Source organism: Lachnospiraceae bacterium JLR.KK008, from assembly GCA_037015955.1.
GTDB lineage: Bacteria > Bacillota > Clostridia > Lachnospirales > Lachnospiraceae > VSOB01.
In genome coordinates this window covers 2916924-2940808 of the sequence record CP143548.1, presented here as the reverse complement: position 1 = coordinate 2940808, position 23885 = coordinate 2916924, and the positions used below count along the sequence as shown (strand labels likewise).

At 45.5% G+C, this 23885-nt stretch carries 28 protein-coding genes and 3 pseudogenes; 27 read left to right on the top strand and 4 right to left on the bottom strand.

Annotation, left to right across the window (positions count from 1 at the left end; genetic code table 11):
• The first annotated feature begins 17 nt into the window (after positions 1–17).
• The 12 genes and pseudogenes from ppdK to V1224_14475 all read left to right on the top strand — a co-directional run bounded on the left by ppdK (position 18) and on the right by V1224_14475 (position 9966).
• Positions 18–2651, top strand: a complete 2634-nt coding sequence (gene ppdK / locus V1224_14530; protein ID WWR15670.1) for a pyruvate, phosphate dikinase — start codon at positions 18–20, stop codon at positions 2649–2651.
• Between the two features lie 253 nt (positions 2652–2904).
• On the top strand, positions 2905–3393 hold the full coding sequence (locus V1224_14525; GenBank protein WWR15669.1) for a DUF6075 family protein: 489 nt from the start codon (positions 2905–2907) through the stop codon (positions 3391–3393).
• A 216-nt stretch (positions 3394–3609) separates the two neighbouring features.
• Positions 3610–4014 carry a hypothetical protein gene (locus V1224_14520; protein ID WWR15668.1) on the top strand — a complete coding sequence of 135 codons (405 nt, stop codon included), beginning with the start codon at positions 3610–3612 and terminating at the stop codon, positions 4012–4014.
• 167 nt (positions 4015–4181) lie between these two features.
• A pseudogene (locus tag V1224_14515) lies at positions 4182–5487 on the top strand (DUF4316 domain-containing protein).
• 30 nt (positions 5488–5517) lie between these two features.
• Positions 5518–5712 (top strand): hypothetical protein, encoded by a 195-nt coding sequence (locus V1224_14510; protein WWR15667.1) that lies wholly within the window; start codon positions 5518–5520, stop codon positions 5710–5712.
• Positions 5713–5783: 71 nt separating this feature from the next.
• Positions 5784–6041 (top strand): hypothetical protein, encoded by a 258-nt coding sequence (locus tag V1224_14505; protein WWR15666.1) that lies wholly within the window; start codon positions 5784–5786, stop codon positions 6039–6041.
• Positions 6042–6200: 159 nt separating this feature from the next.
• Positions 6201–6839: a TetR/AcrR family transcriptional regulator gene (locus V1224_14500; protein WWR15665.1), complete on the top strand. Its 639-nt coding sequence runs from the start codon at positions 6201–6203 to the stop codon at positions 6837–6839.
• Positions 6840–6843: 4 nt separating this feature from the next.
• On the top strand, positions 6844–7260 hold the full coding sequence (locus tag V1224_14495; protein WWR15664.1) for an FMN-binding protein: 417 nt from the start codon (positions 6844–6846) through the stop codon (positions 7258–7260).
• A gap of 38 nt (positions 7261–7298) precedes the next feature.
• Complete coding sequence (locus tag V1224_14490; GenBank protein ID WWR15663.1) at positions 7299–7991, top strand: response regulator transcription factor; 693 nt, start codon at positions 7299–7301, stop codon at positions 7989–7991.
• Positions 7988–9241 (top strand): HAMP domain-containing sensor histidine kinase, encoded by a 1254-nt coding sequence (locus V1224_14485; GenBank protein ID WWR15662.1) that lies wholly within the window; start codon positions 7988–7990, stop codon positions 9239–9241. The genes V1224_14490 and V1224_14485 overlap by 4 nt, the downstream gene beginning before the upstream one ends.
• Before the next feature lie 68 nt (positions 9242–9309).
• Complete coding sequence (locus V1224_14480) at positions 9310–9636, top strand: hypothetical protein (protein ID WWR15661.1); 327 nt, start codon at positions 9310–9312, stop codon at positions 9634–9636.
• Positions 9637–9702: 66 nt separating this feature from the next.
• On the top strand, positions 9703–9966 hold the full coding sequence (locus V1224_14475; GenBank protein ID WWR15660.1) for a hypothetical protein: 264 nt from the start codon (positions 9703–9705) through the stop codon (positions 9964–9966).
• A gap of 11 nt (positions 9967–9977) precedes the next feature.
• Here the strand turns inward: V1224_14475 and V1224_14470 are convergent, their stop codons facing one another.
• The 3 genes from V1224_14470 to V1224_14460 form a co-directional block, all read right to left on the bottom strand.
• The gene (locus V1224_14470; protein WWR15659.1) at positions 9978–10256 is read right to left on the bottom strand and encodes a hypothetical protein; all 279 of its coding nucleotides are present in this window, start codon (positions 10254–10256) and stop codon (positions 9978–9980) included.
• A 179-nt stretch (positions 10257–10435) separates the two neighbouring features.
• Positions 10436–10645, bottom strand: a complete 210-nt coding sequence (locus tag V1224_14465) for a hypothetical protein (protein WWR15658.1) — start codon at positions 10643–10645, stop codon at positions 10436–10438.
• A gap of 571 nt (positions 10646–11216) precedes the next feature.
• Positions 11217–12434 carry an IS110 family transposase gene (locus V1224_14460; GenBank protein ID WWR15657.1) on the bottom strand — a complete coding sequence of 406 codons (1218 nt, stop codon included), beginning with the start codon at positions 12432–12434 and terminating at the stop codon, positions 11217–11219.
• 286 nt (positions 12435–12720) lie between these two features.
• Between V1224_14460 and V1224_14455 the strand changes: the two genes are divergently transcribed.
• From V1224_14455 to rhuM, 10 genes and pseudogenes are all read left to right on the top strand, one after another.
• The gene (locus tag V1224_14455; protein WWR15656.1) at positions 12721–13158 is read left to right on the top strand and encodes a hypothetical protein; all 438 of its coding nucleotides are present in this window, start codon (positions 12721–12723) and stop codon (positions 13156–13158) included.
• 2 nt (positions 13159–13160) lie between these two features.
• The gene (locus V1224_14450) at positions 13161–13757 is read left to right on the top strand and encodes a hypothetical protein (GenBank protein ID WWR15655.1); all 597 of its coding nucleotides are present in this window, start codon (positions 13161–13163) and stop codon (positions 13755–13757) included.
• A gap of 2 nt (positions 13758–13759) precedes the next feature.
• Positions 13760–15019 carry a hypothetical protein gene (locus V1224_14445; protein ID WWR15654.1) on the top strand — a complete coding sequence of 420 codons (1260 nt, stop codon included), beginning with the start codon at positions 13760–13762 and terminating at the stop codon, positions 15017–15019.
• Positions 15020–15025: 6 nt separating this feature from the next.
• Complete coding sequence (locus V1224_14440) at positions 15026–15889, top strand: ATP-binding cassette domain-containing protein (GenBank protein ID WWR15653.1); 864 nt, start codon at positions 15026–15028, stop codon at positions 15887–15889.
• 17 nt (positions 15890–15906) lie between these two features.
• On the top strand, positions 15907–17148 hold the full coding sequence (locus V1224_14435) for an ABC transporter permease (GenBank protein ID WWR15652.1): 1242 nt from the start codon (positions 15907–15909) through the stop codon (positions 17146–17148).
• A complete protein-coding gene (locus tag V1224_14430) occupies positions 17124–17729 on the top strand; it encodes a hypothetical protein (protein WWR15651.1) in 606 nt (201 codons plus the stop codon). Before V1224_14435 ends, V1224_14430 begins: the two co-directional genes overlap by 25 nt.
• Positions 17730–17788: 59 nt before the next feature.
• Positions 17789–17992, top strand: a complete 204-nt coding sequence (locus tag V1224_14425; protein ID WWR15650.1) for a hypothetical protein — start codon at positions 17789–17791, stop codon at positions 17990–17992.
• Positions 17983–18171: a hypothetical protein gene (locus V1224_14420; GenBank protein WWR15649.1), complete on the top strand. Its 189-nt coding sequence runs from the start codon at positions 17983–17985 to the stop codon at positions 18169–18171. The genes V1224_14425 and V1224_14420 overlap by 10 nt, the downstream gene beginning before the upstream one ends.
• Positions 18110–18241: a hypothetical protein gene (locus tag V1224_14415; GenBank protein WWR17507.1), complete on the top strand. Its 132-nt coding sequence runs from the start codon at positions 18110–18112 to the stop codon at positions 18239–18241. The genes V1224_14420 and V1224_14415 overlap by 62 nt, the downstream gene beginning before the upstream one ends.
• Positions 18189–18675: pseudogene (gene rhuM / locus V1224_14410) on the top strand (RhuM family protein). The gene V1224_14415 and the pseudogene rhuM overlap by 53 nt, the downstream one beginning before the upstream one ends.
• A 265-nt stretch (positions 18676–18940) precedes the next feature.
• Here rhuM and V1224_14405 read toward each other — a convergent pair.
• Complete coding sequence (locus V1224_14405; GenBank protein ID WWR15648.1) at positions 18941–19333, bottom strand: MerR family transcriptional regulator; 393 nt, start codon at positions 19331–19333, stop codon at positions 18941–18943.
• A 175-nt stretch (positions 19334–19508) separates the two neighbouring features.
• Between V1224_14405 and V1224_14400 the strand changes: the two are divergent.
• The 5 genes and pseudogenes from V1224_14400 (at position 19509) to V1224_14380 (ending at position 23746) form a co-directional block, all read left to right on the top strand.
• A pseudogene (locus tag V1224_14400) lies at positions 19509–19910 on the top strand (SDR family NAD(P)-dependent oxidoreductase).
• A gap of 145 nt (positions 19911–20055) precedes the next feature.
• Positions 20056–20484 (top strand): GNAT family N-acetyltransferase, encoded by a 429-nt coding sequence (locus V1224_14395; GenBank protein ID WWR15647.1) that lies wholly within the window; start codon positions 20056–20058, stop codon positions 20482–20484.
• Positions 20485–20495: 11 nt separating this feature from the next.
• Positions 20496–21296: an SDR family oxidoreductase gene (locus V1224_14390; GenBank protein WWR15646.1), complete on the top strand. Its 801-nt coding sequence runs from the start codon at positions 20496–20498 to the stop codon at positions 21294–21296.
• Positions 21297–21361: 65 nt separating this feature from the next.
• Positions 21362–22255, top strand: coding sequence for a 2-hydroxy-3-oxopropionate reductase (garR, locus tag V1224_14385; GenBank protein ID WWR15645.1), 894 nt, complete (start codon positions 21362–21364; stop codon positions 22253–22255).
• Between the two features lie 48 nt (positions 22256–22303).
• Positions 22304–23746: a four-carbon acid sugar kinase family protein gene (locus tag V1224_14380; protein ID WWR15644.1), complete on the top strand. Its 1443-nt coding sequence runs from the start codon at positions 22304–22306 to the stop codon at positions 23744–23746.
• The last annotated feature ends 139 nt before the right edge of the window (positions 23747–23885 follow it).

Sequence of the window (23885 nt, the reverse complement as noted above, 5' to 3'; positions counted from 1 at the left end):
AAATACGGAGGTATGGTATGACAAAGAAGTGGGTGTATTTATTTACAGAGGGCAATGCCGATATGCGCAATCTCCTGGGAGGGAAAGGTGCGAACCTGGCGGAGATGACGAATTTAGGCCTGCCGGTGCCGCAGGGCTTTACGATTACGACGGAAGCCTGCACGCAGTATTATGAGGATGACAGAAAGATCAATGATGAGATCATGGGTCAGATCATGGAACATATTTCCAAGATGGAAGAGATCACAGGCAAGAAATTTGGAGATAAAGAAAATCCTCTGCTTGTATCTGTCCGTTCCGGCGCAAGGGCATCCATGCCTGGTATGATGGATACGATTTTGAATCTGGGGTTGAACGAAGAAGTGGTGGAAGTGCTTTCTGCGAAATCGGGAAATCCCCGCTGGGCATGGGACTGCTACAGAAGGTTTATCCAGATGTATTCCGATGTCGTAATGGAAGTGGGCAAGAAATATTTCGAGGAACTGATTGATCGTATGAAATTGGAAAGAGGCGTAAAGCAGGATGTGGAGCTCACCGCCGAAGATCTGAAAGAGCTTGCGAATCAGTTTAAAGAAGAATATAAATCTAAAATAGGGAAAGCGTTCCCTGACGATCCGAAGGAGCAGCTGATCGGTGCGATTGAAGCGGTCTTCCGTTCCTGGGACAATCCCCGCGCAAATGTATATCGCCGTGACAATGACATTCCGTATTCCTGGGGAACAGCAGTCAACGTACAGATGATGGCGTTCGGAAATATGGGCGAGACATCAGGAACGGGCGTTGCTTTCACAAGGAACCCGGCTACCGGCGAGAAAAAACTGATGGGAGAATTTCTCTTAAACGCACAGGGCGAAGACGTGGTTGCCGGTGTGCGGACACCACAGCCAATCAATCAGTTAAAAGAGATTATGCCGAAAGTGTATGATCAGTTTACAGACATCTGTAATACGTTGGAAAATCATTACAGAGATATGCAGGATATGGAGTTTACGATTGAGGACAGGCATCTGTATATGCTTCAGACCCGTAACGGCAAAAGGACTGCGAAGGCGGCGCTCAAGATTGCCTGTGACCTGGTAGACGAGGGAATGATCGATGAGAAGAAAGCGGTATCGATGATCGATCCGAGAAACCTCGATTCCCTGCTTCATCCACAGTTTGACAGCTATGTGATCAGCAAAGCGATTCCGGTTGCCAAAGGACTGGCGGCAGCGCCCGGAGCAGCCTGCGGAAAGATCGTATTCACGGCAGAGGATGCGAAGAAATGGGCAGCAAAAGGAGAAAAGGTCGTACTCGTTCGTCTTGAGACATCACCGGAAGACATTGAAGGTATGAAGGCGGCGCAGGGTATCCTCACTGTGCGCGGCGGTATGACGAGCCATGCGGCAGTTGTGGCGAGAGGCATGGGCGCATGTTGTGTATCCGGCTGCTCTGCGATTGAGATGGATGAAGCGCACAAGGTATTCCGTATCGGTGAGCAGGAATTCCATGAGGGCGATATTATTTCCTTCGACGGAACGACAGGTAATATTTATGACAGAGCCATTCCTACCGTGGATGCTACCATTGCCGGTGAGTTCGGAAGAATTATGGAGTGGGCGGACAAATACCGCACATTGAAAGTGCGTACCAATGCGGATACGCCGACAGATGCGAAAAAGGCAAGAGAGCTGGGGGCAGAAGGCATCGGCCTGTGCCGGACCGAGCATATGTTCTTCGGCGGACACAGAATCGATACATTCCGTGAGATGATCTGTTCCGACACGCTGGAAGAGAGAGAAGAGGCGCTGGCGAAACTGCTTCCGCTTCAGCAGGGAGACTTTGAGAAACTGTTTGAAGCTATGGAGGGAGATCCGGTTACGATTCGCTTCCTTGACCCGCCGCTTCATGAGTTCGTTCCCAACGATGAGGAAGACATTCGTAAACTTGCGGATGCGAAAGGGAAGACGATGGATGAGATCAGGAAATTTATCGCGACTCTCCATGAGATGAATCCGATGATGGGACACCGTGGCTGCCGTCTGACAGTTACCTTCCCGGAGATCGCGCGTATGCAGACACAGGCTGTTATCCGTGCGGCGATCAAAGTAAAGACGGCTCATCCGGAGTGGAATATTGTGCCGGAGATTATGATTCCTCTGATCGGAGACGACAAGGAACTGAAATATGTTAAGAAAAACGTGGTAGAGACTGCAGACGCAGAGATTGCAGCAGCGGGCGTGAAACTGAAATATGAAGTGGGTACAATGATCGAGATACCGAGAGCTGCGCTGACGGCAGATCAGATCGCGAAAGAGGCGGAATTCTTCTGCTTCGGTACCAACGATCTGACACAGATGACATATGGTTTCTCAAGAGATGATGCCGGAAAGTTCCTGGAGGCTTATTACAAGGCGAAGATCTTTGAAAACGATCCGTTTGCAAAACTGGACCGCAACGGTGTTGGCCTCCTGATGGAGATGGCGATCAAGAAAGGAAAAGAGACAAGACCGGAGATTCACTGTGGCATCTGCGGCGAGCATGGCGGCGATCCCAGCTCTGTGGAGTTCTGCCATCATATCGGCCTGAGCTACGTATCCTGCAGTCCGTTCCGTGTACCGATTGCAAGACTCGCGGCTGCACAGGCGGCGATAAACAATGTAGGAAAGTAGATTACAAATATATGTACTTTACGGAATATCTGATAACCAGAGCTGATGTGAATGATTTTATGGCACATCGTCCGGAGTACACAAAGTCGAACTGCTTTGAGGATTTCGTTTGTAAAATCTATTTTTGACGATTAGGGGAAAATTCATTTAAGAGTTTTCCCCTTTTTTGTGGTTTTTTCAAAGGATTCTATCCCAAACAAAGGATAGAGTCCTTTTTATATACACAAACAAAATAACCAAAGGAGGTTCACACATGAACAACACAGCGTTAAGAGCAGAGGTGCGAAACACCAACAGCACACACATGGTTTTTGCAAACGAGGAACATGAAAAGTTTTACTATGAAAAAATGGAACAAGGGAGGTATCAGAACTGCTATCACAAGGCTTTGATTTACATTCTCGGTATTTCTGAGGACACGAGGAATACTTTCAGCCAGATTTATGATATTAAGTCCGAGTTCATCAAGCCGGAGTGCCTGCACCAGGGCTGGCAGACAAGCGGCAGTGTCCGGGTGGTAAGGCTTGCTTTTAACCTTTATACAGATGGTACTCCGAGTGTTGACGATTATAAGCGCAAGGATGAGCAGATCAGAGAGTGCAGGGAGTATTCGGTAAGTAATATATACTGCTGCGGCTATGCGATGTACTTCTGGCAGGGCATTCAGCTCCGCTATCCGGAATACTGCCAGAAACAGCGGTCTATTGAGGAAATTCTTATGAATAAAGCGTTTTTAGGTTGATTTACTTTCCATAATCTCTCACGATTTAAGTGTATTTTTATCAAATCACTTAAAGAGGGACACATGATGGAATATTTAACTTTGCAGCAACTAATCAACCAGACTCAGGAAGCACTCATTCAATCAGGTGCATCCAACTATTACCAAAACGTTTTTAAGACCCTTACAAAATAACTTTTACTCTACGCTGAAAAACACAACACGGATTCCTTCGGCATGGATTTTGGATTACAGTTTTTGGGAGATCATTATTCCATGTCATCTAAAATCAAACAGAAAAAATGGTGTGCAGCCTATTACCGTTGTATAAATGCTTTGGCAGAATACCAACATTCAGGAAATGTTACCCTCTATCTTGTTATGGATAAAAGGGCATACATTTTCCCAGAAGGATTCAAAGACAGCGCAGAAGCATATATTTCCCATCGGGAAAAAATCGGAATCATTGAAAAATCGAATAAAATTTTCAGTTTATATTGGGAACGTTTTTTTGTCTTTCTTAAGAAGAGAAATCTCATTATAACCGACACCGCCTTTCTGGTTTGCGATGGCGATGATTTGTGTGTTCAAGATAATCACCTCGTTTCTTGGTATGAAAAAAGGGAGAATGTGATTGTGTAATAATCTGTCTTTTGTGAGGCTAGTTTTTGAGAGCCATCTCGCCGCAAACCCGCATGAATACTGGATTTTTGCCTGTTTGCTTTCTCTTTCCCCAATAACCTGTGTTCAATGAATTTTATTCGGGGGGATATTTCCAAAAAGGTCAAGAGCGGAAAGCATATACGGCACTGGAAGGGTATGGAACAAACCGCATCGGCAAAGTTCTGTATGAAAGGAAAATCTCAAAGCCGAGCTATTACAAGCAGGAGTTTTTCTCACAGCATGATACGGGCAGTGATGATTACTGGTATGACTGGAAACAGGAGGTTATCACAAGGATTATCCGTAATTCTGTTTACAAAGGCGGTACGGAAATCGGGAAAGCGGAGCTGTTTGGCAAGGTAAGAAGCGGACAGGTTCGTTTTTTATTGGGTTCCACGCAGAAAATGGGCGCAGGAACCAACGTGCAGGATACATCATCTCGATGTGCCGTGGGTGCCCGTCCGACATTGAACAGCAGGAGGGGCGTATTTTAAGGCAGGGCAACCTCAATCCAAAGGTGAAGATTTTTCGAAATATGACGGAAGGCACATTCGATTCGTACAGTTGGCAGATTATCGAAAATAGGCAGGAATTCATCGGGCAGATCATGACGAGCAAATCCCTGGTGTGTAGCTGTGAGGACATAGACGAAGCGGCTCTCACTTATGCGGAAGTGAAGGCTCTGGCAACTGGCAATCCCTACATAAAAGAAAAGATGGATCTCGACATTCAGGTTTCAAAGCTGAAGCTGATGAAAGCGAACCACGCCAGCCAGAAATACCACCTTGAGGACAATATCGCAAGGCATTACCCACAGCAGATAGCCATATTGAAGGAGCGGATTAGCGGCATGGAGGCTGATATTCAGACCGCAAAAGTAAACTTCCCGGCAGATAAGGAGCAGTTTTTTATGGGAGTCGGGGATAAGACTTATACGGACAAAAAAGAAGCCAGGGCAGCGCTTGTGGAGATGTGCAAGGAGATGAAAACCGTCAATGTGCCTGCAACGGTCGGGGAGTATGCCGGGTTTAAGATGCGGTGACCTTTGATTCGTTTAATCACAAATTCGTAATGAACTTAAAAAGGCAGCTTTTTCATAACCTAGAGGTCGGCTCTGACCCGCTCGGCATGAACGATGCACCGGAGGAAGAAAACGTAGGGCAGGAAACTTCTGGACATGATGTCCAGAAGTCGAAGCCGGCATTTGAGGATGTGGGGATTGACATTTTAACCGGGAACAGGATTGACCTTGACATTTTAGAGTATATCCCTGATATAAAGGGGAATCCGCAGGCGATGGAAATGATTACGGAGCTTGTGGCGAAGCTGCCGGAAATGGAAGAACAGAATTACAACATGGTGGATAATGTGCTGAATAACGGTGCAGAGGAAAAAGCGCAGAAAGAGGAAAACAAAAAGGCACAGGACAGGCTAGCCGCAAAACCGTCCTTATAAGCCCGCCTTGCGGAGAAAAAGGCACAGGTGGCAGGACAGGGTAGGGAGCAGGAAGAAAATATAAAAAATAAGCAGAGGGAGCTGTCCGGCAGGGTGATCGGAAAATTGCGGGATATGGCAGAGGAAGCCTGTTTTTTATTCATGACAATAGAAAATCCGAGAAACGTATTTTCTGTTGTATGCGTCAACCGGGGAAGCATATCCGGCATAAAGAATTTCTAAAATAACCCACAGCTATCTTTGAAGTTTTGATGGTTCACTGTATAGTAGGTGCAGGAACGGATGAATCTGCGATGTCAAAGAAGAAAAACCGCCCACACGGGCATTACTGTAAAATATGCGGCGAATATAAGGCAAATGAAAAATTTTCCGGGAAAGGCCATGCAACCTATATCTGCAAAGCCTGCTCTCGATTAAGCGCTGTGGAAAAAGTGGTGGCAATGGATACGAACCGGTTAATGAGTTTCCCAATGAGGCGGCTTTCAGAGGGTGAGAAGAAATGGCTGACTGCCGTTTTAGCACTGACCGGAAAAGCCGTGTCCTTACAATGACGGATTTTCAAGCAGAGGGCGAGGAGCAGTCTGTCACGTTGGAGGGCTGTCAGATGACGTTAGGCAAATATTTTCCAGATTATTTTGGAGGTAAAAGTTGACAGTATTCTTTAAAACTTTTATAATTAAACCAAAAGTTTAATTATTAGGAGGCAGACAATGGCACGGAGAAAAAAAGAGCCGAAAAGTGTACACCGGGAAAAAATTGCTTCCGCTGCGTCAGTATTGTTCATGAAGAGAGGCATAGCGGCAACTTCTATGGACGATATAGCCAAAGCGGCCGGATACAGCAAAGCGACTTTATATGTGTATTTTGAGAACAAAGAGGAAATTGTTGGTATCTTAGTGCTGAACAGCATGAAAAAACTTTATCATTACATCGCTTCTGCACTGGAGCAGCAGCAAACTACAAAAGAACAATACAATTTCATTTGTCGTGGATTGGTTCAGTATCAGGAAGAATTTCCGTTCTACTTCAAAATGATATTGGATAAAATCAATATTGATTTTGAGAGCCGCGATTATCTTCCCGAGGAAAAAGAAACTTATCAAATAGGGGAAGAAATAAACGAAAAGATAAAGGAATTTTTAATATCCGGCATAGATAAAGGCGATCTGCGAAGCGATCTGAAAATCATGCCTGCTATTTTTGTTTTCTGGGGTATGTTGTCCGGGCTTATTCAGCTTGCAGAAAATAAAGAAGAATATATTAAAAAAGCAATGGGATTATCAAAAGTCAAGTTTTTAGAACATGGTTTTCATATGTTGTATTGTTCTATTGCAGATAGTGGAGAGTGATGAAGTGAGAATATCGAAAAAGAGAACAGTATTATTTTTTATCATGTTCCTTTTGCTTGTCGGTTTCGTTTTGGGAATCCACTACCTTAAAAGTGTTGCGGACTATAGACAGGCAGTAAGGGAAACCACCTTTGAAGATATAAATATTTCTGATATTCCTGACGGAGTTTATATTGGTGAATATGACGTGGATTTTATATATGCCAAAGTGGAAGTTACCGTGCAAAATGGAGAAATCACAAATATTAACATTTTAAAGCACAGGCATGAACGTGGAAAGACCGCAGAAGTTATCACTGACAGTATAGTTGATGAACAGAAAATAGATGTAGACGCAATATCAGGCGCAACAAATTCAAGCACTGTCATAAAAAAAGCGGTTGAGAACGCTCTGAAAAGCAGGAAATTGACCACTTTTTGACTTATTTGCAGTAACATATTCTGGGAGAGGAGGTTATTATGGCATACAAAATACTCATTGTTGATGATGAAAAAATGTTGACAGAGTTATTGTCAAGTCACTTACAGAAGTGTGGATATGAGGCTTTTGTAGCGGAAAATGCGGAGCAGACAATATCCATGCTGAATATCTATCCCGATTTGATTCTGCTTGACATCAATATGCCGGAAATAGATGGACTGGAGTTATGTAAAATGATCCGCCGGAATGTCGTCTGCCCCATTTTGTTTCTGACAGCCCGGATTACGGAACAGGACAAAATAAACGGCTTGCAGGCTGGCGGTGATGATTACATAACCAAGCCGTTCAGCCTGAAAGAGTTGACGGCAAGAGTGGCAGCTCACCTGCGAAGAGATGAACGAAGTAAGGCTGCGCCTAAAATCGTTTCTTCTCAGGGCTTGATTGTAAATCTTGAGGAACGTACTTGTTTTTATGGGGAAAAGCCGCTGAACCTGTCAAACCGCGAGTTTGATATTGTGGAGTTTCTGATGCGCAACGCCAATCAGATATTCGACAGGGAACGGATCTATGAAGCCGTATGGGGCCTGAATGCCGAAGGAGATAGCGGAGTCATAAAAGAGCATATCCGAAAGATCAGGAATAAACTGAAGGAAGCTACGGGCAGGGAATATATCGAAACAGTTTGGGGGATGGGTTACAGATGGAGAAAACGAGAAAACCCGGCTCAATGAAAAGAGCTTTTATCTATGCGGTGGCTGCTGCAATGTTTCTTGTTTTTGCGGCATCTGTCCTGACGATTTATGGATGCTACCGTATACAGAAAGTGATACTTCCCGATTCTCAGGAAGTCTGGCTGAATACCCGGACGGTCACAGCGGACGGGAGGGTATTAGAGGGAGGGCAGAGGGTTATCCTTGACGAACCTGCCCAGGTGGGTATAATCGTTCCTACCGGAGTGGATATAACTCTGGAGAATACGGAATTCATAATAGAGAAAATCGAGTCCGGCTTCGCGGCGCTTCGCCCAAAGCAAAAGTTTGTATACAGAATGGCAGGCATTTCTATGGTGCTGCTTCCTTTTGTCTATTCCATTACAGGTATCATGCTGTGTGCATGGTGGTTTTACAGGAAAGAACTGTCACCGCCCATTCAGGTTCTTGCCGATGCGACAAAACATATCCGGGAGCAAGATCTTGATTTTACGGTTGATTATAGCAGGAATGATGAATTAGGAAGGCTCTGCACCGCTTTTGAAGAAATGCGGCAGGCGCTCTATGATAACAACCGTCAGCTATGGAACATGATTGAGCAGCGCAGAATTCTGCAGGCATCAGTGGCACATGACCTCAGAAATCCCATTGCGATTGTCGAGGGATATGTGGAATATATGCAGCAGTGCTTGGCAGATGGAAATCTGAATGACGGAGAATTGCGGCATACACTGTCTAACCTTGCGGTAACGGCAAAACGGCTTGAACAATATACAGATTATATCCGTGACCTGAATGCGATTGAAGAAACGGAAACAAAGTATTCCGTAGTTCAATTACCGGATTTTTTAAAAAGAGCTACGGAAAGTCTTTCGTTTTTTGCCAAACAGCGTAGCCTGGAGATTGCATACCATTCCACCATATCCGAATGTCAGGTGAAATTAGACGAGCAGATATTTTACCGTATTGTCGAGAATATCTTTTCTAATGCCATTCGATATGCCAAAAGCAAGGTGGATTTTGGGTACTCTCTTACCGATGATATGCTTATGATAACCATATCAGACGATGGCAAAGGCTTTTCAAGGGCAATGCTTCGTAAAAAGAACACCTTTCTTTATTCTGAGGATAAAACGGGAGAGCATATGGGCCTGGGATTGGCTACAAGCCGTGTCCTTAGCCAGAAACACGGCGGAAGTTTAGAACTTTCAAATATTGCTTCCAGTGGAGCTTGTGTAACAATTAAACTTGCAGTCCACAAAATGGGTTGATATTTTTATTTATTAAAAGGTTTGGAGCAAAAAAGTGATTGACAAAGAGGCAAGCGGAGGTTTCTTTTATGTGGGGACTATATCTCGACAGTAAAGCTTTTGAAGATGGACTATTCCATGCAGTTGTTCAATACAAGATAGACAATAGTAAAGCCTTAGTTATATTGCCTAGAGCTAATTATGAGCTGGACATAAAAGAAATTATGGAGTTGCCTGCACCTCCCCGGTTTGTTTATGGGGAAAGGGTTTCGCCTTGCAACCATTCTGATATGACAGGTGTGATTGTAGGGATTTACTGGCATTTCAAACGTAATTGCTATTTTTACACCATTAGCGTCAATGAGAAAACAAGAAGCAAACGATACTTTGATGATGATTTGATTTCTATGGTATAAATTTCGATCTGAAAGACAGACAAGCATAAACAGAGCGGAAAATCTAGGTTTTGGAAGGTGCTGCGTGTGAAAAAAGCAGATATAAAAGCAGTTGTTGAAAATAGATTCCGTGAACTTGGAGCGGAACAATTAGAATTATATCCGTCAGGTATTTGCTGGACAATGAATGGAGAATTTTTCAAAGTGTCCACATTAACAGACTTTTGGGTATTAGAGTGGACTGACAATCGTTCTGACGCTTCAAATTACTGTTTCGGAGATATTGACCCAATGCCATATGATATATCTGAGAAAGAAATAATCTGGCAGGTGGATAAACTGTTGCTGTAAATTTAAATTTATCAGGCAGTTGTCTTGTTTCTGTATTCTTCAATTACAAATACGGAAATCAGTACCGCTTCCCATACAATCAGAGTAGCCCTTACAAGCATTGCCGCTAACATAACCGTATCTAACTGGACTGGGGCAAATCCCGGAAGCGTGGATATATTGCCGCTTGCAGTTAAAAGGCTGGACGTAAAGACGGAAAGCAGAAAAATGATAAAGTTAGCTGCTAACAGTCCGGCGATATGCGGCTTTAACGGTACTTTCTTAATTTCCATGCGGATAAGATTCCACATTTTTTCCACCTCCTCCCAATAAGCCTAAATAATAGGATTCAAGGTCTATCCCTTTCGCCGTAAGCTCTTTCATAGATACTTCCGCAAGCATAGCCCCGTGATCAATAATTCCGGTTATGTTGGCAATTTTAGACAGCTCGTCAAGGATATGGCTGGATATGAAAATGCTTGTGTGGTATTCATGGTTGATTCGCAGCAGCAGCTCCCGCACTTCGATTTTTCTTAATCGTTTCTTCCGGCAGCTTTGTCACAAAAGACTGAAAATCCGGCGTATTGACATTGTAGAGGAATGGCTTGCTGTCGTATTCCCGGAAAAGCCTTTTCATAGACTGTGCAAATCCCTCTTTCGTCCGGCTGTTCCTGTTTATGTCGATAATTTTTTCTGTCAACCTTCTTTGTATGTCTGTGATTGTTTCAAGGAATAAATCTTCTTTTGTCGGGTAGAGCGTATAAAAAGTACCGATAGATATAACTGCTTTGTCGCATAGATACTTAATGCTTGTTTTTGTACCATTGCGCTATCCAACACTCCTCGCATAGTTCTTCCAGCTTTTTGCGGATTGCTTTTTTATCAGCATCCGAAAGGACTGGCTTTGACGGCATAGTTTCATTTCTCCTTTATTCCGAATTGTGTTTACGAATATTCGCAATATATATTTGCAAGTCAAAAAATAGCACGATTGATAGTTGTTGTCAAGTAAGGAACTTGATTTAGCAATGCCATTATAAGCTTACACAAATGTAGTTGGCTGAAAAGGGATAATAGCGCAAATTTTTTTCTATTCCTTGACCACATTTTGACTTTTGGTTTTTATAATGAAAGTCGAATCTAAAACAAGTCTGCAAATAAAAAGTCAAGCAGAAATTAGTGAACTTTGAAAATTTTATACAGGTTGAAAAATGAGTACTACAAAAAGACCACCGCAAAACGCTGGCCTGATAAAAAGTGATGGTATTTATTTAAGATTCTTCGGTTTCTGCAAGGGAGGAGAGATACTCCTTTACCCGCCCGTAATAAATGCGAAGGAACTTGTTCGCGCCGGCAGTCATGTAGACATAGTAAGGTTTGCCTTGTGTCCGTTTCTTGTCCATAAAAGCGTAAACGGCATCATCAGCAGGGGAACGCTTGATCAGCCCGTCCATGATCTGGAAGAGAGTCCTGCGCAGGCTTGGTGAGCCCTTCTTGGTTGTAGGTACGCTTTTCTGGATGTGCTGGCCGGAATCGTTCTTTCCAGGGTCAACACCAGCAAAAGCGGTCAACGCTCCGCGATGTGTGAAACGCGTCACATCCCCAATCTCAGCCATGAGCTGGGGGCCGAGGGTAGGGCCGACACCATTCATTGCCATGACAACAGGATATTCTGGCAGGGTGGAAGCGGCTACGTCCATTTTCAGACGCAGGGACTCTACCGTTTCAGAGGCAGTGTTCAGCATTGCCACAGCCTGCCGTATCAGCATTTTCGTGCTGTCGTCTTTTGGAAATACGGCGATCAGATCAGAAGAGAGCTGATAGATATTCTCTGCTTTGTCGGCACTGAAGTTATAGCCTTTGCGTTTACACCAGTTTTGGTAATGCTCTGTAAAGGCCTCCAGTGATTTACAGCGCACGCAGTCCACATGCCAGTAGGTATGGACAAAGTCCACCCATTTCTGGCTGCCGTCGCTGCGTGCGGGGCTGTCAAAGAAGGCATTGGCACCCGGATAGGTCTGGTCAAGCAGGGCGATGAGGTTATTCTTCATGGCAGTCTTGTGGGCCATATAGAAGCCGAACTGACGGTTCATAGTTTTAAGTTGGCTGCGTGTTTTATCCATGCATCCATATTGCTTGAGTTTTGCCCAGCGGTCAAGGGTGTAACGGGCGATTTTTTTAGAATCCGCCTTGTCAGTCTTTGGAGTGCGCAGGGAATCATCACCGAAGTCTTTGATGAGGATAGGATTTACGGCGCTGACAAAGATACCGGCATCGGAAAGCCAGGCAGCAACCGGTTCGTAGTATCTGCCGGTGTGCTCCATACAGACTTTTGTTTCCCCGTCAAGTCCTCGTATCAGATCGATCAGGTCATTGATCGCGGATTGTGTGTGCGGAATGTCGCGGGGAGACATGACGACAATATCGCCCGGCCTGCGGATGGTGACAGTGCTCTTACCTTTGGAAACATCAATACCAACAGCGTTCATAACAGATACTCCTTTGGGATGTAGTAGCAATGGTCAATACCAGATTTACTCATTGCTTGTTCAATCTACTGGGTATCACACGAACGCCTTAAGGTTCAACCTGCGTAAAACGAATGCTGCGAATGAGGGCTGGTTGGCTGACTAATTTACGGACGTAAAGTTCCAGGAGGATACGGCCAGACCACTTGCACCACTCATTCTAACAGCTTAAGCAACAAGATGGATAATTCCTTACTGGCTGTAAGGGGGATTAACCAATAAATACATTGTAGTAGGAGGATAGACGATGCGAAAGAGATTTTTATCATTAGCTATGATTTTTGTTTTGCCCTTTGCTGTGGCGGCCTGCGGAAATTATAACATTGCGGACGAGAATGCTCCGCCGCAAAATGTAGAAGAAGACCCATTCGCCGGGGCGCAGGAGGACGGAGATTTAGGGTTTCTCAGCCATGGGGAAGCCAGTCCCGCCAGAGCGGATGACCAGAGTGTTTTGCCTTATGAGTATAATGGCGGAGAATTTGTCCTGGATTATCAGTTTTCATCAGAGGGGAAATTGGACAGCATTGGCTTCCCGCTTTTTTTGGACGGAAAGCCGCAAGCCTACAAGGTGAACGACACGGGGCGGAATACGAGTATCTCCACTGCTTCCGGACATCAGAAAAGCATGAAGAGAAATTTTCTTTTGTGTTCACACCGAACACAGGGAAAAAGGGCGATACCCTGAATATGACGGTCGTGAGCGTCACCAGGCCCGATTTCCAGCCTGATATGAAAGAAACCTCAAGCTATGGCTGGTATCATCAGAGCTTTGAAAGAGTGCTGAAACTGCATTTTAATGAGGATGCTCCAGAAAGTGACAGCATTTATGGAGAAAGTATAACTGCTTTTCGTGATGTAAGCATTTCAGAGGAAAAAGTCACTTCCTCTTTTATTAAGAATGAGCTTGTGAAAGCAGGATGGAATGGCGTTACGATGGATACCCTGGATAACAGTGTCTATTGGACGCTTGTCTATGACGGCGAGGTGGTGTATGACAATATCAACCTTACCGGGAAAGACACGCTTACCGTGCGCTACACCCTTTGTGGAACGCCAGGCGCAAGATATGGCATATCATTTTTCTTAAACCATAAGCCCATATCTTTTGATGGAGCGGTTTTCTGTGATGTCACATTAAGCAAAGGAAATGTGTGGATCATTGAAGCAACCATAGATATCGCTAAACTAGATGGTTTCAATACTTTTTATGCGACAGCCGTCGTAGCGGACGGAAATTCAGTTACAAGTAAAACAGGTTCAATTTTATTATACAAGGAGGACTAAAAATGAAAACAAAATGGATGTGTATGATACTTATGCTTGCTTTGGCGTTTCATCTGTCGGCCTGCGGAAACAGACAGGAGAATGGGAACAGCTCTGAAAATGGAACCATAAACATGGAACCGCAATCCGTAGAAGATGATTCATCGGAAAATACCGGAAATGAAAGCAGCGAAATGAACGTGATTGATCCGCAGGATAACGGCACAGATAAAAATATTATGGCGGTCAGTAGCTTCAAGGATTCCGCTTTTTCAGGAAAGGTCAGCGGCTGCTATTATGCCGGTGGAAGTCGGATTATCGTTGCAGCGGATCAGCTTTATCTTTACGATACGGGGAAAGGCGAAACGATCGCAAGTGCGGATATTTCCATGGGAGATTTATGTGTACAGACTTTTACAGACGGCTACTTTGTTGTGGGCCAGGGAAAGACTGGCGGCAGCAACGGTTCATTTGCTACATCAGAAAGCGACGGTATCAATGGATACATACTGAATAAGGACTTTGCTATTCAGGATACCATTTCCTTTAGCGGATTATTAAGTGACGATTTTACCTTGCAGATCACAGGGATCGCTATTTCACAGGACGGAAAACAGGTTGCTTTCGGCGGACTTCAAGGGCTTTACCTTTATGATGTTTCTTCACGGAAGGTTCGTACCATTCTGAACTATTCCGAAGAAGGCATGGCAGGTAATATGCAGATTGCAACCATGGACAGCCTTACCTTTACGGGGAACAACACTTTAGTCTATGTAGGCATGGCTACAGATACCTCCATTGGCGGGGATGGGGTCAGTGTTTATGGTACAGTATCCACAGACAGCGCAAATTTCACGATTACCAAAAAGGGAGATTACAAGGTAGATACGGAAGAAGTGCAAAAGGGTGGAAACCTGCTTATTATGCCCCAGAGCTTTGACAAAAATAATGGAACCCTGCTGATGCTTGATACTATATCCAATACAGAAAATACGATGTCGTTCTCAAGCCGCAGTGAGGGAAAAGACGGTGTTTACTGCTCCGGGCAGGGAAAATATGTGGCTACTGCTATTTTGGAGGAAAGCAGTGTTATAATCAACATTTATGATACGGCATCGGGAAAAAGTATCCATACGGAAACCGTTCAGGACAGCAACAGTACCTATTTCCTGCGTGTTCCACAGATTTTGATTTTGGATGAATCCGGCACCTGTATCGTTGTGCTTGGACGGGGTATTGACGAGGTAAGCACCTTGATAACAACCTTTAGCTTTGAGGGGTAATTCTTGATGAAAATATCATTACGAAATGTTTCAAAGCAGTATAAGGGTAAGTATGCCCTGAAGGATTTTACCACGGAACTTTCGGAGGGTGTCTATGGGCTTTTGGGCGCTAACGGTGCGGGAAAGACGACACTGATCAATATATTTGTGGGTATTTTGGGAAGCGATGGCGGAACGGTTTTGATTGACGGACAGGATGCAGGAACATTGGGTAAGGACTTCCTGTCAAAAATCGGATATATGCCGCAATATCCGGTTTTTTACCGGGATTTTACAGTGATGGATTTTCTGCTGTATATGTGTGCGCTGAAAGGAATCCCTGACGAACAGGGAAAAAAATGGGCTTTGGAGATTTTGGGCATTGTCAATCTTTCAGATGCTAAAGAGAAAAAGATTGGCGCTCTTTCCGGCGGTATGCGGCAGAGGGTCGGCATTGTCCAGGCGATGCTGGGCGATCCTGAAATTCTTATTTTGGATGAGCCGACAGCAGGGCTTGATCCCAGTGAACGTATCCGTTTCCGCAACCTGATCTCAAAATTCGCACAGGGGCGGACCATTTTGCTGGCCGCCCATATCGTTTCCGATGTGGAGTGTATCGCAAAGGAGATTATGATCTTAAAGGAAGGCTCCTTAATAACTCAGGGAACTATCGACACATTAGAACAGAATATCTATGGGAAAGTGTGGGAGGTGACAGTAAACGGGGGAGACGCTGCCAGACTTGGCAGCCAATATTATGTCAGCAATATGAAACAGCAGGGGGAACGCTTTTTAGTAAGAATCGTAAGCGATATGCTGCCTGCTTCAGACGCAGTAAAGGTTTCCCCTAATCTGGAAGATGTATTTCTGTATTACTTCCGTGGGCAATGAGTTAAGGGAGAGATAACATGACACGCTTAATCAAATATGAATTTTACAAATTATTCTGCAAGCGGTCAATACTTGTTGTACTCATATTGTTCAGTGTAATGAACCTGTTCAAAATAAACAGCGAATTCCACTTGTATTCCTACCTGGCGGACGGAAATGACAGCCACAGTTGGAACAGCGTGTATTGGCAGCTTTATGAGGATTACAGAGGGGAGATCACTGCTGAAAAAATCAATCATCTTCTTTCCATATATCAGCCGTTAGCAGACGCTACGGCTGATATGACAGCAAGCACAGCCAAAGACAATCCGGATATGATGACGGGGAATATATACGGTGACCGGAATATCCTGGAAAAATACTATGTGGAGCCTATGGAATATTTCTATCATTATCGGACTTATGCGCTTCAAGTAGCAGAGAGGGCAAAGGAAAATGCCACTGTTTACAAAGAACGGGGGCAGACTGTAGAAGCACGTAAAAACAGTGTGATCTATAACCTTTATTCCGAGCGGAGCATAAAAGCCTTTGCCTATGAGGAGATGTATAACTATTATCTGAACTATGATTTTTCGGGCATATTGGTTTTATTTCTTTGTCTGTACGGGGTTGTCAGTATCTTTGTCTGCGAAAAGGAAACACAGATGGATATGCTGCTGCTGACAAATCCGGGCGGCGGTAAAAAGACCACATTTGCTAAAATTGCTGCGGCTTCTTTGTTTGTGATCAGTGTGGCCATATGGTTTTCTGCTGTGGATTATATTGGTTTTGCGTATTTCTTCGGAACGGCAGAAGGAGGGGATCTTCCGCTGTATGCTGTCAGCAATTTCAGCACGGCTGCGGTAAACTGTAATTTATGGCAATATGCGATTCTGTCCGCAGTGATAAGGGCAGTGGGCGTATGGACGATGAGCATGGTGTTTCTATTGATTTCCTTGTTTGGGCACAGTGTCCTTGTTCTGTTTGTCGCTGATTTCGGAGCAGCCCTGTGTTTCATTATTACAGGTGCGTCACAGAGCTGTTTCAGTAATACCTGGCTCAAAATCGTAAATCCGTATTCGCTGCTTGCTAACCGCATACTATTTGGCAAGACCGAGTTTATTGGTTTTGCAGGATATCCGGTACAGAGTTTCCAGGCAGCAATTATTTTTGCCATAACCGTAGGGGTGGTTTCCATAACGGCAATGATGATGCTTTCTAAAAGGAACTCTTATTGCCGGGAAAGGAGGATAAAATGTCTGGATTTGTGTACGAAGTAAAAAAGATTATGCTCTGGCAAAGGGGGCTGTTCTATATTGCCCTTGTCCTGCTCTTTGGCACGGTCTGGCTTGCCTTGTCCGACAACCCTTTAGACATAGCGATGGAGCAGTATAAAAATGAATATGAATGGTATCTGGAAAAGGTAAAAGGATACTGCACCGAGGAATCTTCCCTTTATCTGGAGCAGGAGGCGGAGAGGATTGCAAAAGCTAAGGAGAGGCAGAACAGCCTTTTGGAGAACTACTATGATGGGAAGATCAGTGAAAGTGAATATAAAAAAGGGAGCCGGGAAATAGAGAAGATTCTGGAGCGTCAAAATGGATTTGAGGTTATCTATCAGCAATATCTCTATATCTGCGAAAATGCGGGGAACCGCTGTTTTCTCCAGACAAACGGATGGATGGGGCTTCTTGGCAAAGGTACGCTTCATTTCATTCTCTACCTTGGCATTTTGCTGATTGTTACGCCTGTTTTCTGTTCTGAGTACAGCTGCCGGATGGGGATTATCCGATTCAGAGTATCCGTTACTTTGCAGACAGCAGCAAGGGTATGTCGCTATTGGAGGGATATGTATCTATAGGGCTGCTCCGGATGTTTGGCGGTGTGTTTCTTGCGATACTCCTGATGTTTATTTCCGTTTTGGCAAAAAAATATGCGGTCACCCTGCTGACAGGTGCGGTGTCCGTGATTATTCCCTATATAGGCTTATCGAAAACCAGCATTTACCGTCTGCCGCTGCCATTTCTGCTTGGAACAGATTTTTTTGCAGGGGATATTGTTATGAGCGATGCCCTGACGGGTGAAGATGAAAAGGTAAATAAATACACGGATATATGCAGATAGAAACGCAGGCAACGATGTTGCTCCTGTTACTTCAACAGAAAATAATGCCCAAGGGTTTTGTGTTGTCGTGGATGCAGGGCATGGAGGAAGTGACGGAGGTACAGGCGGCGATATGCGATGCAGGAAGGAATGACAGCCTTGGGCGGTATTGCACCAACTTATCGTATTGCGCTGCTTGATGAGTCCGTGTGCAGGATCACGGCGCCGTTTCTATCAAAAGATTACAGACAGCTATACTACTGCTGTTGATTATTCCCTTGATAGCCAAATTACGAAAGATTTCCTTGCGGCAGTACAGAATAAGATGCACGATGCCGTTCACGGAAATATCGCAGCAGAAGTCATTGTAGCAAGAGCAGACCATACAAAAGAACATATGGGATTGACATCATGGCGTAATGCACCTGATGGGAAAACTGTCAGAGCAGATGTGTCGATTGCAAAAAAATTACTTATCTAAGGGTGAAATACAGGAGCTTAACGAAATTGTTACTATGTATCTGGATTACGCTACACGACAGGCACGGCGGCATATTCCCATGACGATGGCAGACTGGGCTCCCAAACTGGATGCGTTCCTGCAATTCAACGATGCAGAAGTCTTGCAAAACGAGGGTATAGTCACAGCTGTAATCGCAAAAGCCTTTTTAGAGCTCATAAGAATCAGCTCCTTTTTGTGTTGATTTTCAGTAGTTAAATGAACTTTTAGCTCCTTAACTCTTGTAAAAACAGAGTCCATAGAATCATGAAAAGCTGGGAACATATTCGGTGATCAGCAAGAAGAAAAAATATACATACTCAAAACCTGATGATACGGCAGACAGGTATCCCGTAGCTTATGGTGTCAGTGCAAGAAATGATAACAGGCTGGTATTTGAAACATTTGACAGGGCGTTGCAGCTTTTCCCGATGTCAAACCGATGTTTTCTTCCTAATTCCATGATGACCTCATCTTCCTTTCCCTGTGACAGCTTTCGATACTTCGTCTTGATACTCCCTTCTGTAAGATTCGATTTTCTCATCCAGTTTTCTCTTATGTGTCTGCAGCAGTGCGATCTGTTCATTGAGAATTTGCCGGTGCTGTATGAGCATTTCCAGCCTTTCGGTAAGAGTAGAATCGCCGCTGGCCCGGAGTTGAGCATAATGCCTGATTTCTCTGATGGGCATACCTGTGTCTTTCAGGCGTTTGATAAATTCGATCCATGTACGGTCTTTGTCAGAATAGCGGCGGCGGTTGGCGGAATTTCTTTCTGGCGTAATCAATCCCTCGCGTTCATAGTAACGAAGCGTATGGATGCCCAGACCTGTCAGTAAGGAAAATTCTCCGATACAATATTCCACAAAAAAGTCACCTCAATTTTCTTGACATAGAGTTTACTCTACATTGTATGGTTGAATTATAACAAGTCGGCAGTTCTGATGCAAGCGACGGGGTGATGATTTCCGGTACATTTGCGCGAGAAGAGGCCGCGAATCTGACTGGTTCATTGTATGCAGAAGTCGAAGGAGGGGTTGAATGGTACGGAAAATGAGGAAGTATACGGTCATTACAGGGGCAAACTCCGGCATTGGTTATGACACGGCTAAGGCGTTTGCGGGGCGGGGAAAGAATCTGGTCATAGCAGCAAGGCGCAGGGGGAAACTTGAACTGCTGAGAAAGGAGATCCTGAAGGAACATCCGGCGCTGGATGTTGTCATCCGCAGCCTTGATCTGTCTGTTCCGGAAAATGTGTATCGGTTCTATGAGGGATTGAAAGGTTATGAGACAGAGACATGGATCAACAATGCGGGGATTGGCAATTATGGCAGCGTAGCGGCTCAGGATCTGAAGAAAATCGGGGCATTGCTGCATCTGGACATTGAGGCGCTGACAATCCTGTCTTCTCTGTTTGTCCGGGATTACAGAGAAAAGAAGGGCGTACAGCAAAATTAGAAAGGGACAACAAACTTGAAAGTACTGCCATCCGAAAGAAAGATAATGATGTTGATGGCATGGGTAGAGGTCTGTTATAATAGGGCTGTCACTTAATCCAAAATTCTGACAAATCACATGGAGAGGATCAATGATTCGGAGATTCAGGGATGACGATGTAGACGCTGTTATGTCGATTTGGCTCAATGCGAACCTGGAAGCGCACACTTTTATTGCGTCTGAATATTGGCTGGACAATTATGACGCAGTTAAGAAAATGATTCCGGGGGCGGAAGTCTGGGTATCGGAAAACGGGCAGGTGGTTGATGGTTTTATCGGAATGACCGGAGATTATATTGCCGGTATTTTTGTAGATAAGACGGCAAGAGCAAAAGGAATTGGCAGTGAATTGCTTCGAACTGTTCAAAAAGACAGAAAAAGACTGAAGCTGAGAGTTTACAGGAGAAACACATCGGCGATTGACTTTTACAGTAACAGAGGATTTCTGATTGAGGCAGAGTATATGGATGCGCAGACATCAGAGTGGGAGTATGGCATGGTTTGGAAAGCAACGGAATAGGAGGTGCTGTTATGGGACAGCTTGACGGAAAAACGATCATTGTGACAGGCGGAGGACGTGCGGTCTTAAGTGACGGGAGATGTGGCTCGATCGGCTATGGAATCGCAACAGCCTTTGCGAAAGAAGGAGCCAATCTCGTCGTTACCGGACGGAACGGGAAGAAGCTCGAGGATGCCCGGGAAGAGCTGGAACGGAAATACGGTGTAAAGGTATTGGCTATTCAGGCAGATGTGTCTGCCGGAGCAGACAACAGGGCGGTAGTGGAACAGGTAGTGAGACAGACAGTGGAAACATTTGGCGGTGTCAACGGGCTGATTAACAGCGCACAGGCATCTGCGTCAGGGGTGTCTCTGGCGGACCATACGACGGAGCAGTTCGATCTGGCGCTTTATTCCGGACTGTATGCGGTCTTTTATTATATGCAGGCCTGCTATCCTTACCTGAAGGAGAGTAAGGGGTCTGTGATTAACTTTGCTTCCGGGGCCGGTTTGTTTGGCAATGTGGGACAATGCGCGTATGCGGCGGCAAAGGAAGGGATTCGCGGTATTTCCCGTGTGGCGGCCAATGAGTGGGGTAAAGATGGGATCAATGTAAATGTCATCTGTCCACTGGCATGGACGTCACAGTTGGAAAACTTTCAAAAGGCATATCCGGAAGCCTATGAAAAAAATGTACATATGCCGCCGATGGGGCATCTGGGGGATCCGGAGACAGAGATCGGCAGGGTGTGCGTACAGCTTGTCTCGGATGACTTTAAGTATATGACCGGGGAGACGATTACGCTGGAAGGCGGGCTGGGTCTAAGGCCGTGAGAGGTAATCTCATCCGGGGAATTGGCAGAAGAATAACCTAAATACATGATACAAGGAGAACAGGAATGAAAGTAGGGTTTATCGGGCTTGGTATTATGGGAAAGCCTATGGCAAAAAATTTATTGAAGGAACAGGTACAGCTGGTTGTCTCCGATCTGAATAAAGCTGCGGTGCAGGAGCTGACGGAGCTTGGGGCGGAAACAGGCAGCTATAAAGAGATCGGGCAGACATGTGACATCATATTGACAATTCTTCCAAGCGGCGGTATTGTTCAGGATGTTTTATTTGGGGAAGGCGGCGTCGCAGAAGGGCTGTCGGCCGGGAAACTGGTGTGCGATATGTCCAGTGTGACGCCCGGAGAGAGCAGGACCTGTTATGAGAAACTGAAGGAGATCGGCGTCGGTTTTGTGGATGCGCCTGTCAGCGGCGGGGAGCCGGGGGCGATAGCAGGGAGTCTTGCGATCATGTGTGGCGGCGACGAGGCCGATTTTGCAAAGCTGCAGCCTTTGTTTGCCATTCTCGGAAACAGCAGTCTGCTGATCGGCGGCAGCGGAAGCGGCAGTGTGACGAAACTGGCAAATCAGATTATTGTAAATCTTGGTATCGCGACCGTGTCGGAGGCTCTGGTGCTGGCGACCAAAGCGGGCGCCGATCCGATGAAGGTATATCAGGCGATCCGGGGAGGTCTTGCCGGAAGCGCAGTGCTGGATGCCAAAGCGCCGATGATGTGTGCGAGAAATTTTGTGCCGGGTGGTAAGATCAGTATTAACCATAAGGATATTAAAAACGTGATCAACACAGCGCATGATCTGGATGTGCCGCTTCCGCTGACAGCGGAATTGTTTGAGATCATGCAGGCGCTGAAGGTAGGCGGTCACATGGATGAAGATCATGCAGGGATTGTACAGTATTTTGAGAAACTGGCGGATGTGGAAGTGAAATCAGAGATGCCTCTTTGATTTTCCGCAGAGTGACAGAGGTCAATAACAAGAATGTTTGGAGCGTATATGAAGACAACGGAAGAAAAACAAAGCTGCAGTATATTGGATCAATATCCTCAAATGGATGAGGCGGAGCTGGATGCACTGCTTGGGGAAGAGATTGCCCGAAATGAGGTAAAATTTGTTGTGCTGGACGACGACCCTACAGGGGTGCAGACAGTGCATGACATACAAGTCTATACGGACTGGACGACAGAGTCCCTGAGGAAAGGATTCTCCGGCGCCGATAAAGTGTTTTATATTCTCACGAACAGCCGGGGGATGACTGAGGACGAGACGACGAGAGTGCATCACGAGATCATAGAGGCGGCGGAGCAGGCAGCGAAGGAAACGGGCCGGTCATACCTGTTTATTTCCAGGAGCGATTCCACTTTGCGGGGACATTATCCGTTGGAAACGCGGCTTTTAAAAGAGGGGCTGGAGAAAGCGGGCAGAAAGATAGACGGAGAAGTGCTGTTGCCCTTTTTTAAAGAGGGAGGCCGTTTCACGGTTGATAATATCCATTATGTGAAATATGGGGAAGAACTCGTGCCGGCGGCGCAGACAGAGTTCGCCAGGGACAAGACATTCGGCTATACGCATTCTTCGATTCCGGACTATATCGAAGAAAAGACGGAAGGGGCGTACCGGGCGGAGGATGTGATCTGTATTTCACTGGAAATGATTCGCGGGAAAGAGATTGACAAGATCACAGAGCGGCTCATGCAGGCGGAGGATTTTAATAAGATCTGTGTCAATGCCATTGACTATTGCGATGTGAAAGTATTTTGTATTGCGTTATACCGTGCGATGCACAGAGGAAAACAATTTATGTTCCGCACAGCCGCCGGATTTGTCAAAGTTGTGGGAGGTATTACGGACCGGCCGCTTCTGACGAGAGATGAAATGATCGGGAAGGATACGGAGAACGGAGGAATCGTGGTAGTCGGCAGCCATACGGCCAAGACGACGGCGCAGTTGGAGGAACTGCTGAAACTGGAATATGTTGTGCCTGTGGAATTCAAATCCAGTGTGGTGTTAGAGGGAGAAGAGGCTTTTGACCGGGAGATTGCCAGATGTGTGGCACAGGAGGAACAGATCATAAAAGATGGCAGGACGGCAGTCTGCTTCACAGAACGGACATTGCTGACGGTGGCGGACGATACAAAAGAGAGCGCGTTGCTGCGCAGTGTGAGGATCAGCGACGGTGTGCGTCGATTGGTGGGGAATTTACAGGTAACCCCTTCTTTTGTTATAGTCAAAGGAGGAATCACCTCCAGCGATGTGGGAACAAAGGCGCTGTGCGTTAAGTGCGCCAATGTACTTGGCCAGATCCGGCCGGGGATTCCGGTATGGCAGACAGGAGAAGAAAGCAAATTTCCGCAGACTCCTTACGTCATTTTCCCGGGAAATGTGGGAGAGGTACAGACATTGCGCGAAGCGGTGGAGATTCTGCATAACGGCTGTTGAAGAACCGCAGGGTGGAATCATTTGCGGAGAAAAGCAGAGGATGATCAAGACAATATATATAAATACGTAATAAAATAAACGAAAAAGGACCCTGCGCGTATCATCTGTGCAGGGCCCTTTGCTGTCATGCCGTAGTCAA

What these genes read in the sequence shown, in the direction of transcription:
- ppdK (WWR15670.1), top strand. Translation starts at nt 18, where the DNA reads ATGACAAAGAAGTGGGTGTATTTATTTACAGAGGGCAATGCCGATATG.
- V1224_14525 (WWR15669.1), top strand. Translation starts at nt 2,905, where the DNA reads ATGAACAACACAGCGTTAAGAGCAGAGGTGCGAAACACCAACAGCACA.
- V1224_14520 (WWR15668.1), top strand. Translation starts at nt 3,610, where the DNA reads ATGGATTTTGGATTACAGTTTTTGGGAGATCATTATTCCATGTCATCT.
- V1224_14505 (WWR15666.1), top strand. Translation starts at nt 5,784, where the DNA reads ATGTCAAAGAAGAAAAACCGCCCACACGGGCATTACTGTAAAATATGC.
- V1224_14500 (WWR15665.1), top strand. Translation starts at nt 6,201, where the DNA reads ATGGCACGGAGAAAAAAAGAGCCGAAAAGTGTACACCGGGAAAAAATT.
- V1224_14490 (WWR15663.1), top strand. Translation starts at nt 7,299, where the DNA reads ATGGCATACAAAATACTCATTGTTGATGATGAAAAAATGTTGACAGAG.
- V1224_14485 (WWR15662.1), top strand. Translation starts at nt 7,988, where the DNA reads ATGAAAAGAGCTTTTATCTATGCGGTGGCTGCTGCAATGTTTCTTGTT.
- V1224_14480 (WWR15661.1), top strand. Translation starts at nt 9,310, where the DNA reads ATGTGGGGACTATATCTCGACAGTAAAGCTTTTGAAGATGGACTATTC.
- V1224_14470 (WWR15659.1), bottom strand. Translation starts at nt 10,256, where the DNA reads ATGTGGAATCTTATCCGCATGGAAATTAAGAAAGTACCGTTAAAGCCG.
- V1224_14460 (WWR15657.1), bottom strand. Translation starts at nt 12,434, where the DNA reads ATGAACGCTGTTGGTATTGATGTTTCCAAAGGTAAGAGCACTGTCACC.
- V1224_14455 (WWR15656.1), top strand. Translation starts at nt 12,721, where the DNA reads ATGCGAAAGAGATTTTTATCATTAGCTATGATTTTTGTTTTGCCCTTT.
- V1224_14450 (WWR15655.1), top strand. Translation starts at nt 13,161, where the DNA reads ATGACGGTCGTGAGCGTCACCAGGCCCGATTTCCAGCCTGATATGAAA.
- V1224_14445 (WWR15654.1), top strand. Translation starts at nt 13,760, where the DNA reads ATGAAAACAAAATGGATGTGTATGATACTTATGCTTGCTTTGGCGTTT.
- V1224_14440 (WWR15653.1), top strand. Translation starts at nt 15,026, where the DNA reads ATGAAAATATCATTACGAAATGTTTCAAAGCAGTATAAGGGTAAGTAT.
- V1224_14435 (WWR15652.1), top strand. Translation starts at nt 15,907, where the DNA reads ATGACACGCTTAATCAAATATGAATTTTACAAATTATTCTGCAAGCGG.
- V1224_14430 (WWR15651.1), top strand. Translation starts at nt 17,124, where the DNA reads ATGTCTGGATTTGTGTACGAAGTAAAAAAGATTATGCTCTGGCAAAGG.
- V1224_14420 (WWR15649.1), top strand. Translation starts at nt 17,983, where the DNA reads ATGCAGATAGAAACGCAGGCAACGATGTTGCTCCTGTTACTTCAACAG.
- V1224_14415 (WWR17507.1), top strand. Translation starts at nt 18,110, where the DNA reads ATGCAGGAAGGAATGACAGCCTTGGGCGGTATTGCACCAACTTATCGT.
- V1224_14395 (WWR15647.1), top strand. Translation starts at nt 20,056, where the DNA reads ATGATTCGGAGATTCAGGGATGACGATGTAGACGCTGTTATGTCGATT.
- V1224_14390 (WWR15646.1), top strand. Translation starts at nt 20,496, where the DNA reads ATGGGACAGCTTGACGGAAAAACGATCATTGTGACAGGCGGAGGACGT.
- garR (WWR15645.1), top strand. Translation starts at nt 21,362, where the DNA reads ATGAAAGTAGGGTTTATCGGGCTTGGTATTATGGGAAAGCCTATGGCA.
- V1224_14380 (WWR15644.1), top strand. Translation starts at nt 22,304, where the DNA reads ATGAAGACAACGGAAGAAAAACAAAGCTGCAGTATATTGGATCAATAT.